Raw genomic sequence first — 13,809 nt, 5'->3', positions numbered from 1 at the left:
GTTTCCCGAACATTCTCACAAGCAGACAACTCTTTTATGAAAAACGACGTCATTTCACCGGAATTTGATGAAAACGGTCGCCCGCTGCGCCGTATTCGCAGCTTTGTCCGCCGTCAGGGCCGCCTGACAAAAGGGCAGCAACATGCGCTGGACAACTACTGGCCGGTGATGGGCGTTGAGTTCAGCGAGCAGCCTCTGGACTTTACTGAACTGTTTGGCCGCGAAGCACCCGTCACGCTGGAGATCGGTTTTGGTATGGGCACCTCGCTGGTGACCATGGCGAAAGCCCGCCCGGAGCAGAACTTCCTCGGTATCGAAGTCCACTCCCCGGGCGTGGGGGCATGCCTGGCAACGGCCCATGAAGAGGGCGTTGATAACCTGCGCGTAATGTGTCACGACGCGGTGGAAGTGCTGCATAAAATGATTCCTGACAATTCTTTAACCATGGTTCAGCTCTTTTTCCCTGACCCGTGGCACAAAGCACGTCATAATAAACGCCGTATCGTTCAGGCACCGTTTGCCGAGCTGGTGAAAAGTAAGCTGAAGCTGGGCGGTGTCTTCCATATGGCGACCGACTGGGAACCGTATGCGGAACATATGCTGGAAGTGATGTCGTCGCTGGATGGGTATAAAAACCAGTCTGCGAGCAACGACTATGTACCGCGTCCGGAATCGCGTCCGGTAACGAAATTTGAACAGCGTGGCCATCGTCTTGGTCACGGTGTATGGGACTTAATGTTCGAGAGGATGAAATAATGGCAAAGAATCGTAGCCGTCGTCTGCGTAAAAAGATGCACATCGAAGAATTCCAGGAAGTGGGCTTCTCCGTTGCGTGGCGTTTCCCGGAAGGCACCAGTGTAGAACAGATCGATCAGGACGTGGATGCGTTCATCAACGACGTGATTGAGCCAAACAAGCTGGCCTTCGACGGTAGCGGCTACCTGGCATGGGAAGGTCTGATCTGCACCCAGGAAGTGGGTAAATGCACCGAAGAACATCAGGCGCTGGTACGTAAATGGCTTGAGGACCACAAGCTGGAAGATGTCCGCGTCAGCGAACTTTTCGACGTTTGGTGGGACTAATAAAGCAGTAAGGGGCCAGCATTAGCTGGCCCATTTTGTCTGAGGGAGTGTTTAAGATGCGCAAAACGTTGCTGGCTGTTGCTTTGATGGCAACCGGATTCACCGCCCATGCGGATTATCAATGTAGCGTCACCCCGCGTGATGACGTGGTGTTAAGCCCGCAAACCGTGCAGGTCAAAGGCGAGAACGGCAATCTGGTGATTACGCCGCAGGGGAACGTCACTTTTAACGGCAAGCAGTACAACCTGACTGCCGCACAGCGTGAGCAGGCGAAAGACTATCAGGCCGATTTGCGTACCGCGCTGCCGTGGATTAATGAAGGCGCGCTGACCCGCGTTGAGAAAAGCCGCGTCGCGCTGGATAAGATCATCACCAAAGAGGTGGGGGAGAGCAGCAACATGCGCACCCGCCTGACGAAGCTCGATAAGCAGCTTAAAGAGCAGATGAACCGCATTATCGAGACGCGCACCGACGGCCTGACGTTCCACTACAAGGCGATTGATCAGGTCCGTGCTGACGGGCAGCAGCTGGTGAATCAGGCGATGGGCGGCATCCTGCAGGACAGCATCAACGAGATGGGCGCCAAAGCGGTGCTGAAAGGCGGCGGTAACCCGCTGCAGGGCGTGCTGGGCAGTCTGGGCGGCTTGCAGACTTCCATTCAGAACGAGTGGAAGAACCAGGAAGATGATTTCCAGCAGTTCGGCAAAGACGTGTGTAAACGCGTGGTGTCGCTGGAAGATAGCCGGAAGGCGCTGGTGGGGACGCTTAAGTAAGATCTCTGCGCGCTGGGCCCTCACCCCGGCCCTCTCCCCATGTACAGTCCGGGGACATGGTAGACAGGTGTTCGGGGACATGGTGAACACTTTTTATCATCCTTTACCCATGGTGATCGACTTTTTCTTCAGGTCGATCACCCCCACTTTCGTGCTGTACCACCACACCTCGTAGCTGCCGTCTTCCTGCATCTCCTTCAGCCCGACCCGTTCTCCCCTGAACGCCTTGCCTGCCTTCAGACTTACCCCTTTCACGCTCAGCTTTCCGCTGATATCCACCTTCCTGACCATCACGCCCTCGTCGTATTCCGGGGGCGTTGTGGTGCAGCTGTACTGCCGCGCTGACGGCTGATACCGCGAGCCCGGTACCGCCATATCCAGCGCCTCGTGCGGGCGTTCAAGGTTATAGACCGTCCGCCAGTGGTCGAAGGCGCGCTGCAGCTCACCGCTGTCTGCGAACCATTTTCCCTGCAGTACTTCCGCCTTCAGGCTGCGGTGAAAACGCTCCAGCTTGCCCTGCGTCTGCGGATGATAAGGCCGGGAGTGCCCCACCCGGATACCGTGGCGCATCAGCCACAGCTCCAGCGCCGTCCAGGTGCCGGTGGTGTCGCCCCACGGTGAGCCGTTGTCCATCGTCATCCGGTCCGGCAGGCCGTAACGCTCAAACACGCTGACCAGCTGCTGCTGCACGGTCTCGCGCCGTTCATCGGTACAGTGCGCCAGGCACAGGGAAAAACGGGAGTGGTCGTCCAGCAGGGTGAGCGGATGGCAGCGGCCGCCGCCAAAGGGAAAGTGGCCCTTAAAATCCATCTGCCAGAGGCGGTTCGGCGCGTCATGTTCGAACCGTCCCGTGGGGGGAATGCCCGGTGAAGCGCCCGGCAGCAGACCATGGCGGGCCATCAGGCTATGGACGGTGCTGAAGGCGGGCATGCGGTGCCCCTGGTCCTCGAGCCAGCGCTTTATCTTGCGTGCGCCCCAGCGCTCATGGCGGTCATGCGCCATGCGCAGCAGGGCTGTGATGTCGTCAGATGAGCGGTTCGGGGAATGGTGCGGTATGCGCGGGCGGTCCTGAAGGCCGGCGGCACCTTCCTGAGCCCAGCGGCGAAGCCACTTGTAGCCTGTGGCAGGTGAAATACCGTAGTGACGGCAGAGGGAACGAATGTTCGCCCCGTCCTGCGAGGCGAACAAAACAAACTCGGTACGTAATGACATGGTATCTCTCGCATCCCAGGGCATAAGCGACTCCATAAACGGGTTCTTATGCCTTAGTTGTAAGTGTCTACCATGTCCCCGAACAAGTGTTCACTATGTCCCCGGACCGTACACCCCATGGGAGAGGGTGTAATCGTTCCCTCTCCCCGTGGGAGAGGGTTAGGGTGAGGGCATCAGGCATTGCAGTCGCTGCAGAATAGCCATCAACACCACCTCCTCATTAGCCCTGAATTCATTATTCCAGAACCGTACGACTTCCCATCCGTTCGTATTCAAAAACGCGGTACGACGTGAATCATAGTCCTCTTCACCCTGATGTTGTCCCCCATCCAGCTCAACGATCAGTTTCGCCTTAAAGCAGGCAAAATCGACGATATAGGCCCCAATCGGCATCTGACGGCGAAACTTATACCCAAAGAAACGACGACCTCTGAGCAAATACCAGAGGCGTAATTCTTCGGGCGTCATTTGTTTGCGGAGTTGTTTTAATCTTTCCATCCCCACACTCTGCCAGCCTTTCCCTCAGCCGGCAGAACGGGATGCAAAATCCTGAATCAGCCTTCAGGATTCTTCGGCGAGGAACAGCTCAAGAAGGGAGTTTAAGAACAGCTTGCCGTGCTCGGTGATCTGCCAGTATTCCTCACACTCGGTGAGATACCCCTGGGCCAGCGCCTCGTCGATCTGCGGGCGAATCACCGACTCCGACAGCCCGGTATAACGCGCAAATTCCGCGCGCGGCGCGGCTTCCAGCAGACGGAAGCGGTTCATGAAGAACTCAAACGGCTTATCTGCCGCCTCGACGTCGTGCTGACGCTCAAGATAACGGCCTTCCATATACCCGCGCGGATGGCGAGTCTTAGCCGTGCGCAGAATGCGCCCGTCCGGGAAGGTCACCTTGCCGTGCGCGCCGCAGCCAATCCCCAGATAGTCGCCAAAGCGCCAGTAGTTCAGGTTGTGCTGACACTGATAGCCCGGCTTCGCGTACGCGGACGTTTCATACTGCTGATAGCCCGCAGCGGTTAGCAGTCTGTGGCCCTGCTCGAAGATATCCCACAGCGCGTCGTCGTCCGGAAGCACCGGCGGGCGCGAGCCAAACAGCGTGTTTGGCTCGATGGTGAGCTGATACCACGACAGGTGCGGTGGGTTGAGTTCGATCGCCTGACACAGGTCGTCCAGCGCCTCTTCCAGCGACTGATCCGGCAGGCCGTGCATCAAATCGAGGTTGAAGCTGCGAAGATTAAGCCCGGTCGCCAGGTTGGCCGCGCGCTTCGCCTCTTCCGGGCCGTGAATGCGACCCAGACGCTTTAGCTTCGGTTCGCTAAAGCTCTGCACGCCGATGGAGATGCGGTTCACGCCCGCGCGCTGATAGTCGACAAAACGGTCGGCTTCAACGGTGCCGGGGTTGGCTTCCATCGTAATTTCAGCATCCGCCGCCAGGTTCAGGCGCGCACGCACGCCGTCCAGCAGCGTCTGCATCGCCGGGCCGGACAGCAGGCTCGGCGTACCGCCACCAATGAAAATGGTCTTAACTTCACGTCCCTGTGCGTAAGGTACATCGGCGTCCAGGTCGGCCAGCAGATGCGCAACGTAGTCATCGTGCGGCACTTCGCCCTTCAGCGCGTGCGAGTTGAAATCGCAGTACGGGCATTTCTGCACGCACCACGGGATGTGAATATAAAGACTCAGAGGCGGCAAATTAGCCATTACGCAGTGCTTCCAGTAACAGTTTCAGCGCGCGTCCACGGTGGGAAATCGCGCTTTTCTCTTCGCGGGTCAGTTCCGCTGCGGTTTTGCCCTCGGTCGGGACAAAGAAAATCGGGTCGTAGCCAAAGCCGCCGTTGCCAGCCGCTTCACGGGTTATCACGCCCGGCCAGCTGCCGTGGCAGACGATCGGCGTAGGGTCTTCCGCGTGACGCATATAGACCAGTACGCAGTGGAACTGCGCGGTGCGCTGTTCGTCCGGGACGTCTTTCAGGGCGACAAGCAGCTTTTCCAGATTCTGCTGGTCGGTGGCGTCAACGCCGGAGTAGCGCGCGGAGTAAATCCCCGGCGCACCGCCGAGAAAATCCACGGCCAGGCCGGAGTCGTCGGCAATTGCTGGCAGGCCGGTAATCTGCGCGGCGTGGCGTGCTTTCAGGATCGCGTTTTCGATAAACGTCAGCCCCGTCTCTTCGGCGGACTCCACGCCAAGATCGGTCTGGGCGACCACGTCCAGCCCAAAATCATTTAATAGCGAGGCCAGCTCGCGCACTTTACCGGCGTTGCCGGTCGCGAGAACAACTTTCTGCATGGTTTAGTCCTGTTCTTTCAGAGCCGCGACTTCCGTCGGGATAGATTGCGGATTAAGGATTTTTACCTGTTTATGTCGCCCAAGTTCACCTTTTTCAATGATGACCTGGCTTTTGGCGACGCGAAACTGTTTTGCCAGATATTTGGTCAGATGCGCGTTCGCCTGGCCGTCAACCGGCGGGGCGGTGATGGCGACTTTTAACTCGTCGCCATGCAGCCCAACAATAGTGTCACGGCTGGCTTTGGGCTGAATATACAGCCGCAAGACCAGCCCGTCAGCGCAGGTGCTTACTGCACTCATAGCGCCATCCACAGCCCCGGCAGCAGCATGTTGCCCGTGGACTGTAACAGCTCAGCGATCCCCATGTTGACCACATAGAGCAGCAGAACCAGGATCATCGGGGAAAAATCGATGCCGCCCATAGACGGAAGCAGGTTGCGGATCGGACGCAGCAGCGGCTCGGCCAGCTGAATCAAAGCATACTCCACCGGGCTACGCCCCTGGCTCACCCAGCTCATAATGGCCATGACCAGCAGCACCCAGAAAATCAGCAGGCCGACGGTTTTGACCAGAATCAGGACCGCAGCAATCCAGATAATCGGCTGGAAGGTGATGACCATAAACAGCACGATCGCTTTGATAACGCTCAGAATAAACGCCACCAGCAGAGACGAACTGTCGATGGGGCCCATGGCCGGGATAATACGGCGCAATGGTCCGACAATAGGTTGCGTGATTTTCACGACGAACTGCGAGAACGGATTGTAAAAATCACAGCGGGCCCACTGCATCCAGACGCGCAGCAAAAGCGCCATCGTATACAGCTCAAGCACAGTTGAGAGCAGGAAAGTCAACGTCTTCATGGCGTTCCTCAGGTTTCCTTATTATTTTGAGTAGTCGCGCGCACCGAAAATTGCCGTGCCGATGCGCACCATAGTGCTGCCTGCCGCGATGGCGGCTTCCATATCATCCGACATGCCCAAAGAAAGCGTGTCTACCGTGTTATAGCGCGCTTTAAGCGCCTCAAATGCTACAGCCATTTGCTGTGCCACGGCAAACTGCCTTTCATAACTTGACTCAGGCGCCGGAATTGCCATCAGCCCGCGCAGGGTTAAGCGCGGCAGGTCGGCCACCTCTGCGGCCAGCGCGTCCAGTTCGCTCAGCGCAATGCCGGACTTGCTGTTTTCGTCGCTGATGTTGACCTGAATAAGCACGTTGAGTGCCGACATTTCTGCCGGACGCTGGTCATTCAGACGGGTAGCAATACGCAGACGGTCGATGGTATGGCACCAGTCGAAGTGCTCTGCCACCAGACGGCTTTTGTTCGACTGCAGCGGGCCAATAAAGTGCCATTGCAGACTCGTCTTTCCCTGTTCCTGGAAGTAGCGAATTTTATCCACGCCTTCCTGCACGTAGTTTTCACCAAACGCCCGCTGGCCTGCATCAATGGCTTCTGCGATGGCGCTCGCAGGCTTGGTTTTGCTAACTGCAAGCAGCGTAATTTCTTCTGAAGCCCGGCCGCAACGCGTTGCGGCGGCTGAGATTTTGTCCCGGACCTGTGCCAGGTTATGCGCAATGTCGTTCATTTTCCGAGGAGTAGTCTATGGATGTGGAAGAAATTGTGGCCCTTAGTGTAAAGCATAACGTCTCCGATCTACACCTGTGCAGTGATTCACCGCCGCGCTGGCGCAGATTAGGCCGGCTTGAGCCTGCTCCCTTTCCGCCTCCCGACGTTGGGGCGTTATTAAAAGCGTGGCTCAACGATGAGCAGCAGGGAACCTGGTGGGCGAACGGGCAGGTGGACTTTGCCGCGACGGTAACGGGAGGCCAGCGTCTGCGCGGCAGTGCCTTTAAGCAGATGAGCGGGATCTCTGTGACGCTGCGGCTGTTGCCGCGTACCTGCCCGCAGCTCGCTTCGCTGGGCGCGCCGCGGGCAATCCCGGAACTGTTGTCCAATGACGCCGGGTTGATTCTGGTGACAGGGGCAACCGGCAGCGGTAAATCCACTACGCTGGCGGCGATGGTCGATTTTCTTAACCGCCATGCTGACGGTCATATCCTCACGCTTGAAGATCCGGTGGAGTTTATCTACCAGAGCGAGCGTTGCCTGATCCAGCAGCGGGAGATAGGCCAGCACAGCCCGTCATTTGCCGAAGCGCTGCGCAGTGCCTTACGCCAGGATCCGGACGTTATTCTGCTGGGAGAGCTGCGCGACAGCGAAACGATCCGCCTGGCGCTGACGGCGGCGGAAACCGGACATCTGGTACTGGCGACGCTGCACACGCGCGGGGCATCGCAGGCGATTGAACGGCTGGTCGATACGTTCCCGGCGCAGGAGAAAGATCCGGTGCGTAACCAGCTGGCCGGCAGCCTGCGGGCGGTGCTGGCGCAAAAGCTGCTTCCCGATCTCCAGGGCGGGCGCGTTGCGCTGTATGAACTGCTGGTAAACACCGCAGCGGCGGCGAATCTTATTCGTGAAGGGAAAACGTGGCAACTGCCCGGCATCATCCAGACCGGTCAGCAGGCAGGAATGCAGAGCTTTGACCAGAGCCTGGCGGAGAGACGGGCGCAGGGGCGGCTGTAGGCCCCTGAGTCTAAAAGCCCTGTTCGAAATAGCTTTCGAGGATGATGACTGCTGAAGCGGAGTCCACGCTGCCCTTGTTGAGCGCCCGGAAGCCGCCGTGCTCAAACAGGCCCGCACGCGCTTCGACGGTGCTAAGACGCTCGTCGTGAAGCTTCACTGAGACACCAAAGCGGCCATGGATTTTATTGGCGAATTTACGCGCCCGGGCGGTAAGCGGCTGTTCTGTACCATCCATGTTCAGCGGCAGCCCAACAATCACGTCATCCGGCTGCCACTCTTTGAGCAGGCGCTCGATAAGATTCCAGTCTGGCGTGCCGTCATTAGCCTTCAGGGCCGTGAGCGGACGCGCGGTACCGGTGATGCGCTGACCCACGGCGACGCCAATGCTTTTGGTACCAAAATCGAAGGCCAGAAGTGTGCCGCTCATCAGGCGTGCCCCGCTACGCCTGGCATGGTCAGGATATCAATGCCAATCAGCTTCGCCGCGTCACGCCAGCGATCGGCGATAGGGGTTTTAAACAGGATGTTCATGTCCGCAGGCGCGGTAAGCCAGGCGTTATCGAGTATCTCTTGCTCAAGCTGGCCTTTCTCCCACGACGAATACCCCAGCGCAACCAGCACTTCAGAAGGCTGCTCTGCGGTGCCCAGCGTTTCGAGCACGTCACGCGATGTCGTGATAACGGTGTTGTCGGAGATGCGAATGCTGGAAGAGAATACCGGCGGCGTATGCAGGATAAAACCGCGATCTTCTGCAAGAGGTCCACCCAGCATCACGGGTTTATCAAGCCGGATTTCCGGCAGTCGCGCTTCAGCCGGGATTTTCAGCTTGTCCAGAATTCCTTCAACCTGAAGATTTTCCAGCGGTTTATTGATGATAATGCCCATCGCGCCGTCTTCATTGTATTCACAAATATACACCACGGCGCGGCGAAAAATCGGGTCCTGGAGAGCAGGCATGGCAATAAGAAAGTGATGCTGTAAATTCATTGTCAGAGGTACTGTTTCCTGGTTTAAAAAGCGACAGCGCCCAGTATGGGGACAAACACAGGCGCTGTCACTAATAGTATTGTTAGGTTATTTCTGTAAACGTTTTTCGATAGCGTCCATCAGCATTCCGGTGATCGAAATCGGGAATTCCGCTTCAATTTCACGAATGCAGGTCGGGCTGGTGACGTTCACTTCGGTCAGGCGATCGCCGATGATATCCAGGCCAACGAAGATCAGGCCTTTGGCTTTCAGGGTCGGGCCAACGCGGCGGGCAATTTCCCAGTCGCTTTCGGTCAGCGGACGGGGTTCTCCACGGCCACCGGCGGCCAGATTACCGCGGGTTTCGCCACCCTGCGGGATACGCGCCAGGCAGTAAGGAACCGGTTCGCCATCCACCACCAGAACGCGTTTGTCGCCGTCTTTGATCGCCGGAATATAGTTCTGCGCCATGCAGTAACGCGTGCCCAGCTCGGTCAGCGTTTCGGCAATCACGCCAATGTTCGGATCGCTCTCTTTCACGCGGAAAATCGACGCGCCGCCCATGCCGTCCAGCGGCTTCATGATGATATCGCCGTGCTTCTGCCAGAATTCCTTCAGCTGCGCTTTGCTGCGGGTCACCAGGGTTTCCGGCGTCAGGTCAGAGAACCAGGCGGTGTAGAGCTTCTCGTTGCAGTCGCGCAGGCTCTGCGGCTTGTTGACGATCAGCGTGCCTTTCTCTTCAGCACGCTCAAGGATATAGGTGCAGTAGATGTATTCGGTGTCGAACGGCGGATCTTTACGCATCAGGATGACGTTGAGATCGGCCAGGGCAATGTCCTGCTCGGTGCCGAATTCGTACCATTTGTCGTAGTTCTGCTCGACGTTAACGATGCGGGTGCGCGCGCGGGCTTCACCGTTGATCAGGTAAAGATCGTTCATCTCCATATAGTGGAGTTCATAGCCGCGACGCTGCGCTTCCAGCAGCATGGCGAAGCTGGAATCTTTCTTGATGTTAATGTTTGCGATGGGGTCCATCACGATGCCGAGCTTGATCATGTTCTTCTCCGTTAATGCTTCAACCCAGATCGCCAAACCGTACCTGTAGCGCGGTAATGGCCGTGAGTGCCGTTGTCTCAGTGCGCAGAACGCGAGGTCCCAACAGAATATCAGTAAACTGGTAACGTGCCGTCATCGCAATTTCATCCGCCGACAGGCCGCCTTCGGGGCCAATCAGCAGGCGTACGCGCTCAACGGGCAGGGGCAGCGTATTGATGCTGGCGCTGGCGCGCGGATGAAGATTGAGCTTCAGCCCGCTGTCCTCTTCAGCACACCACTCCTCCAGATCCATCGCCGGGCGGATCTCCGGAATACGGTTGCGGCCACTCTGTTCGCAAGCCGCAATGGCGATTTTCTGCCACTGCTGGATCTTTTTGTTCAGACGTTCCGCATCCAGTTTAACGCCACAGCGCTCAGAAAAAAGTGGCGTAATGAGGCTTACACCCAGTTCAATGGATTTCTGAATGGTGAACTCCATTTTCTCGCCGCGCGACATCACCTGGCCCAGATGGATGTGCAGCGGTGATTCCCGGTCATCTACTTCGCCACGCAGCACGTTAACGTGTACGCTTTTTTTATCCGACCGCGTGATTTCCGCGTCGAAAACCTGGTTCGAGCCGTCGAACAGCTGTATTGCCTGACCTGCGCCCATGCGCAGCACGCGGCCAACGTGGTTGGCGGCGTCATCAGACAGGGCGATTTCTCGGCCTGCGGTAATCGGTTCAGGATGGTAAATGCGGGGAATGCGCATAGTCAGAAATTCCATGTGTCATGCGATATAAGCGAATTGCCGTAGTGTAGGTTAGCTCTTTTGCGCCTGGCAAGCCCGCTGGACGTAAGGGTTGTGATTCCCCTGGACTCTGGCGATACGTTCGTCGCGCTGGCATTCCCACTCCGTCACCGGGTACTGCTTGTCCCAGGCGTTGAACAGCTGCGTCTGCTGACGGGAGAGGTTGAGGTCGTAACGGTCACGCATATAGAAGTAGGTGCGGGCGATACTGCCGCGCGCGCGGGCAGGGGGCTCGGCGACTTTCTCTTTAAAATCAACCTTCATACCGCACTGGCCGTACTGGCCTTCGCCACCGTTCCACTGGCTGTACATGAAATTACCGCGGTCGCCGTTCACTTCACCTACGGCAGGCTGCAGGTTATGCATATCGCTTTCCATCTGGCGATAAACCGGATCTTTGGCGCAGTTTTTACGTCCGCCATCCTGCCAGCACTGGCGCTGGTGACCAAACTGCCAGGCCGGAACGACATGCTCCCATTCGATACGGCTGGCGCGGTTTTCGTTTTTACGCACCTTATAGCCGCAGGACTCAAGGTCAACGACCCCTTTTTTACCCTGCCAGTTAATTTTACAGCCGCAGTAGAAATCGCCCGGCACATCGGCGTTCACCTTCACGCCTGCTGCCTTAGCCTGGGAAAAACTGTTGATACCGTCGGCCAGAGCATGGCCTGAGAGCGCCGTCGTCAGAAAGGCGACCGCGAGAGAAAAATTACGGGACATCTTACACTCCGTGTCAAAACGAGCCCGCAACGTAACGAATGTTGTTCCCGTATGCAATCAGTCAGATCAGGAAAGTTCCTGAAAGTTCAGATGATTATTCCGCAACCAGCGGCTCGCCGCATTTGACGCAGCGGTAAGTCGCCTCGCCGCGCACCACGCGATTATGGCGGCGGACGGTAAGCTGATGCTGCTGACACTGGCAGCGGTAGGGGAAGGTATTGCGGCGCACCGATTCCAGCTCGAACTGATGGGTACGGCGTGCCGGAACGCCGAGTACCGCTTCCATCATCCACTTCCACTCTTTCCCGTGGGGCGCGACGCGTCCGAAGTGTTTCCACACCAGCAGATGCGCCAGCTCGTGCGGTACCACTTCCTCGATAAACGCCTGCTGGTTTTCCATCATCAGCACCGGGTTAAGGCGGATCTCATAAGGCTCGAGCCAGGCGGTGCCGGCCGCGGTGCCGCGCTGCTGATAAACGATCTTAGGTTCAGGGTAATTGCGACCGAGCTTCAGGTTCGCCTGGGCGAGTTTTTCCCGCAGGCAGCGCATAACGGCTTGCTGAAGGGCAATGGGGAGACGGGGTGCTTTCATAGGGGCAGAGCATAAAGCGCGAAGCGGGGAGGCGCAAGAGGCGCCCCCCGCATGAGGATCAGTCGTGGGCGCCGATTTCGCGCAGAGGACGACCTTTCATCAGGTTACGTTCAATATGTTCCAGAGAAACGTGTTTGGTTTCAGGAACCAGCCAGATAGTCAGCACAATAAAGAAGATATTCAGACCGGCGTAGACCCAGAAGGTGTTCGCGTTGCCCAGGGTATTGAGCATGGTCAGGAACGTTGCGCCGACGATCATGTTGGCAATCCAGTTGGTTGCGGTAGAGCAGGTGATACCAAAATCACGCCCTTTCAGCGGCTGGATCTCAGAGCACAGCACCCAAATCAGCGGGCCGGCGCTCATCGCAAACCCGACGATAAACATCAGCAGCATACCTACCGCAAAGTACTGGGCGGTTGGTGAGTGAATGCCCACATGCATCATGGTACCGAGGACACCCATCCCGACCGCCATCACCAGGAAGCCCAGCGTCAGGGTTGGCTTACGTCCCCAGCGGTCCACCAGACCGATGGCGATAAAGGTCGCCAGCACGTTGGTCAGACCCACGATGACGGTCCCCCACATCTGCTCGGTGGTGTTGGTGTAGCCCGCCAGCTCAAAGATTTTTGGCGCGTAATACATGATGACGTTCATCCCGGTGAACTGCTGCATCACCTGAAGCAGTACGCCGAGGAACACCGCGCGGCGGAAGTTGCTGTTCTCTTTAAACAGCGCCCAGCCGGACTGTTTGACCTTCAGGCTTTCGCGGATCTCTTCCAGCTCGTTTTTCGCTTCGGCGCCGGTGTCGCGCAGGCGCATCAGTACGCGTTCGGCATCGTGGAATCGACGTTTTGCGGCAAACCAGCGCGGGCTGTCCGGCAGGAAGAAGACTCCAATCAGCAGCAGAATGGCCGGGATGATGATCACGCCGAGCATCCAGCGCCATGCGCCGCTGTAGCTAAACGCGGTATCGGAAAGGTACGCGCCCAAAATACCGATGGTGATCATGAGCTGATACATCGAAATCATACTGCCGCGGATTTTCTCCGGCGCGATTTCAGACAGGTAAAGCGGGGCGGTATAGGACGCCACGCCCACGGCCAGGCCGAGCAGCACGCGGGAAACCAGCAGAACCTCAACGTTAGGCGCTGCGGCAGAGAAGAGTGAACCGGCAACGAACAGGATCGCGCCAATCATCAGGCTCTTTTTACGCCCGAGCTTGAAGGAGAGCCAGCCGCTGCCGACGGCCCCGACGGCAGCGCCAAACATCATGGAGCTGACCACCCATTCCTGGGTGTGAGCGCTGATCTGGAACTCGTCAGTGATGAAAGGTAATGCACCGGCAATCACGCCGATATCCAGGCCAAAAAGTAATCCTGCCAGGGCAGCGAGGAAACAGACGAAGAATGTCATCGCCTTGTTGGACGTACGCCCCTGTTTTTTATTGTCAGGCATTATGCCCTCCAGTTGGGTTATCAGTTTTATTGATGTAAAGGGTAGGTGAGTGACCCGTAAAAATATGTGAGATTAATCACATAGGTGTAATCGGTTACACTAACGCGAAACCGTAAAAATAATTAAAGCTTTGAAAATATAGAGGTAAACGAGGTGATGTGCATCGCGTTTGTTAGAATTTCGGACTTAACTGAAATGAAATGTAACAGCAGAAGAAAGACGATCAGGCAAAGAGATTATTCTGAAAGCGGGTTATATTCGGCATGGTGTAATCGGTTTCAAGCATAA

General features: G+C 57.2%; 17 protein-coding genes and 1 pseudogene. 4 read left to right on the top strand and 14 right to left on the bottom strand.

What is annotated here, in order from left to right; genetic code table 11:
- Window positions 1-36 precede the first annotated feature (36 nt).
- From trmB to AC2TE5_RS18890, 3 genes are read left to right on the top strand one after another with little or no spacing between them, the layout of a single operon-like run.
- Window positions 37-756 (top strand): tRNA (guanosine(46)-N7)-methyltransferase TrmB, encoded by a 720-nt coding sequence (trmB, locus tag AC2TE5_RS18900; RefSeq protein WP_484612183.1) that lies wholly within the window; start codon window positions 37-39, stop codon window positions 754-756.
- Window positions 756-1,082: a YggL family protein gene (locus AC2TE5_RS18895; RefSeq protein ID WP_014885198.1), complete on the top strand. Its 327-nt coding sequence runs from the start codon at window positions 756-758 to the stop codon at window positions 1,080-1,082. Before trmB ends, AC2TE5_RS18895 begins: the two co-directional genes overlap by 1 nt.
- Before the next feature lie 56 nt (window positions 1,083-1,138).
- Window positions 1,139-1,855 carry a YggN family protein gene (locus AC2TE5_RS18890; protein WP_033146612.1) on the top strand — a complete coding sequence of 239 codons (717 nt, stop codon included), beginning with the start codon at window positions 1,139-1,141 and terminating at the stop codon, window positions 1,853-1,855.
- Here the strand turns inward: AC2TE5_RS18890 and AC2TE5_RS18885 are convergent.
- The 7 genes and pseudogenes from AC2TE5_RS18885 to AC2TE5_RS18855 all read right to left on the bottom strand — a co-directional run bounded on the left by AC2TE5_RS18885 (window position 1,848) and on the right by AC2TE5_RS18855 (window position 6,943).
- Window positions 1,848-3,091: pseudogene (locus AC2TE5_RS18885) on the bottom strand (IS481 family transposase). The gene AC2TE5_RS18890 and the pseudogene AC2TE5_RS18885 overlap by 8 nt on opposite strands.
- A gap of 135 nt (window positions 3,092-3,226) precedes the next feature.
- Entirely contained in the window at window positions 3,227-3,565 is a 339-nt protein-coding gene (locus AC2TE5_RS18880; protein WP_484612182.1) for an endonuclease domain-containing protein, read from the bottom strand.
- Between the two features lie 63 nt (window positions 3,566-3,628).
- Complete coding sequence (hemW, locus tag AC2TE5_RS18875) at window positions 3,629-4,771, bottom strand: radical SAM family heme chaperone HemW (protein ID WP_484612181.1); 1,143 nt, start codon at window positions 4,769-4,771, stop codon at window positions 3,629-3,631.
- Window positions 4,764-5,357, bottom strand: coding sequence for an XTP/dITP diphosphatase (locus AC2TE5_RS18870; protein WP_048979374.1), 594 nt, complete (start codon window positions 5,355-5,357; stop codon window positions 4,764-4,766). Before AC2TE5_RS18870 ends, hemW begins: the two co-directional genes overlap by 8 nt.
- Before the next feature lie 3 nt (window positions 5,358-5,360).
- Window positions 5,361-5,657 (bottom strand): DUF167 family protein YggU, encoded by a 297-nt coding sequence (yggU, locus tag AC2TE5_RS18865; protein WP_213330271.1) that lies wholly within the window; start codon window positions 5,655-5,657, stop codon window positions 5,361-5,363.
- Window positions 5,654-6,220, bottom strand: a complete 567-nt coding sequence (locus AC2TE5_RS18860; protein ID WP_121424612.1) for a YggT family protein — start codon at window positions 6,218-6,220, stop codon at window positions 5,654-5,656. Before AC2TE5_RS18860 ends, yggU begins: the two co-directional genes overlap by 4 nt.
- A gap of 21 nt (window positions 6,221-6,241) precedes the next feature.
- A complete protein-coding gene (locus AC2TE5_RS18855; protein ID WP_484612180.1) occupies window positions 6,242-6,943 on the bottom strand; it encodes a YggS family pyridoxal phosphate-dependent enzyme in 702 nt (233 codons plus the stop codon).
- A 17-nt stretch (window positions 6,944-6,960) separates the two neighbouring features.
- Between AC2TE5_RS18855 and AC2TE5_RS18850 the strand changes: the two genes are divergently transcribed.
- A complete protein-coding gene (locus AC2TE5_RS18850; protein WP_484612179.1) occupies window positions 6,961-7,941 on the top strand; it encodes a type IV pilus twitching motility protein PilT in 981 nt (326 codons plus the stop codon).
- Between the two features lie 10 nt (window positions 7,942-7,951).
- Here AC2TE5_RS18850 and ruvX read toward each other — a convergent pair whose 3' ends face one another.
- From ruvX to galP, 7 genes are all read right to left on the bottom strand, one after another.
- On the bottom strand, window positions 7,952-8,368 hold the full coding sequence (ruvX, locus tag AC2TE5_RS18845; protein WP_021242076.1) for a Holliday junction resolvase RuvX: 417 nt from the start codon (window positions 8,366-8,368) through the stop codon (window positions 7,952-7,954).
- A complete protein-coding gene (locus AC2TE5_RS18840) occupies window positions 8,368-8,928 on the bottom strand; it encodes a YqgE/AlgH family protein (RefSeq protein WP_008499752.1) in 561 nt (186 codons plus the stop codon). The genes ruvX and AC2TE5_RS18840 overlap by 1 nt, the downstream gene beginning before the upstream one ends.
- Window positions 8,929-9,015: 87 nt before the next feature.
- A complete protein-coding gene (gene gshB, locus AC2TE5_RS18835; RefSeq protein ID WP_047173570.1) occupies window positions 9,016-9,963 on the bottom strand; it encodes a glutathione synthase in 948 nt (315 codons plus the stop codon).
- Between the two features lie 19 nt (window positions 9,964-9,982).
- Window positions 9,983-10,714 (bottom strand): 16S rRNA (uracil(1498)-N(3))-methyltransferase, encoded by a 732-nt coding sequence (gene rsmE / locus AC2TE5_RS18830; protein ID WP_484613362.1) that lies wholly within the window; start codon window positions 10,712-10,714, stop codon window positions 9,983-9,985.
- Between the two features lie 51 nt (window positions 10,715-10,765).
- The gene (endA, locus tag AC2TE5_RS18825; RefSeq protein ID WP_023333343.1) at window positions 10,766-11,473 is read right to left on the bottom strand and encodes a deoxyribonuclease I; all 708 of its coding nucleotides are present in this window, start codon (window positions 11,471-11,473) and stop codon (window positions 10,766-10,768) included.
- A gap of 94 nt (window positions 11,474-11,567) precedes the next feature.
- Window positions 11,568-12,065 (bottom strand): SprT family zinc-dependent metalloprotease, encoded by a 498-nt coding sequence (locus tag AC2TE5_RS18820; protein WP_045888327.1) that lies wholly within the window; start codon window positions 12,063-12,065, stop codon window positions 11,568-11,570.
- A gap of 58 nt (window positions 12,066-12,123) precedes the next feature.
- Window positions 12,124-13,521, bottom strand: coding sequence for a galactose/proton symporter (gene galP, locus AC2TE5_RS18815; protein ID WP_484612178.1), 1,398 nt, complete (start codon window positions 13,519-13,521; stop codon window positions 12,124-12,126).
- Window positions 13,522-13,809: the final 288 nt, after the last annotated feature.

The sequence above is a fragment of the Enterobacter sp. N5-15 genome, assembly GCF_057221635.1.
Note: the sequence above shows the minus strand (reverse complement) of the source record. Positions and strands in the feature narration are given on the sequence as shown.

Excerpts from the sequence above, each read along its gene's own strand:
- trmB (WP_484612183.1), top strand. The coding sequence starts at position 37 with ATGAAAAACGACGTCATTTCACCGGAATTTGATGAAAACGGTCGCCCG.
- AC2TE5_RS18895 (WP_014885198.1), top strand. The coding sequence starts at position 756 with ATGGCAAAGAATCGTAGCCGTCGTCTGCGTAAAAAGATGCACATCGAA.
- AC2TE5_RS18890 (WP_033146612.1), top strand. The coding sequence starts at position 1,139 with ATGCGCAAAACGTTGCTGGCTGTTGCTTTGATGGCAACCGGATTCACC.
- AC2TE5_RS18880 (WP_484612182.1), bottom strand. The coding sequence starts at position 3,565 with ATGGAAAGATTAAAACAACTCCGCAAACAAATGACGCCCGAAGAATTA.
- hemW (WP_484612181.1), bottom strand. The coding sequence starts at position 4,771 with ATGGCTAATTTGCCGCCTCTGAGTCTTTATATTCACATCCCGTGGTGC.
- AC2TE5_RS18870 (WP_048979374.1), bottom strand. The coding sequence starts at position 5,357 with ATGCAGAAAGTTGTTCTCGCGACCGGCAACGCCGGTAAAGTGCGCGAG.
- yggU (WP_213330271.1), bottom strand. The coding sequence starts at position 5,657 with ATGAGTGCAGTAAGCACCTGCGCTGACGGGCTGGTCTTGCGGCTGTAT.
- AC2TE5_RS18860 (WP_121424612.1), bottom strand. The coding sequence starts at position 6,220 with ATGAAGACGTTGACTTTCCTGCTCTCAACTGTGCTTGAGCTGTATACG.
- AC2TE5_RS18855 (WP_484612180.1), bottom strand. The coding sequence starts at position 6,943 with ATGAACGACATTGCGCATAACCTGGCACAGGTCCGGGACAAAATCTCA.
- AC2TE5_RS18850 (WP_484612179.1), top strand. The coding sequence starts at position 6,961 with ATGGATGTGGAAGAAATTGTGGCCCTTAGTGTAAAGCATAACGTCTCC.
- ruvX (WP_021242076.1), bottom strand. The coding sequence starts at position 8,368 with ATGAGCGGCACACTTCTGGCCTTCGATTTTGGTACCAAAAGCATTGGC.
- AC2TE5_RS18840 (WP_008499752.1), bottom strand. The coding sequence starts at position 8,928 with ATGAATTTACAGCATCACTTTCTTATTGCCATGCCTGCTCTCCAGGAC.
- gshB (WP_047173570.1), bottom strand. The coding sequence starts at position 9,963 with ATGATCAAGCTCGGCATCGTGATGGACCCCATCGCAAACATTAACATC.
- rsmE (WP_484613362.1), bottom strand. The coding sequence starts at position 10,714 with ATGCGCATTCCCCGCATTTACCATCCTGAACCGATTACCGCAGGCCGA.
- endA (WP_023333343.1), bottom strand. The coding sequence starts at position 11,473 with ATGTCCCGTAATTTTTCTCTCGCGGTCGCCTTTCTGACGACGGCGCTC.
- AC2TE5_RS18820 (WP_045888327.1), bottom strand. The coding sequence starts at position 12,065 with ATGAAAGCACCCCGTCTCCCCATTGCCCTTCAGCAAGCCGTTATGCGC.
- galP (WP_484612178.1), bottom strand. The coding sequence starts at position 13,521 with ATGCCTGACAATAAAAAACAGGGGCGTACGTCCAACAAGGCGATGACA.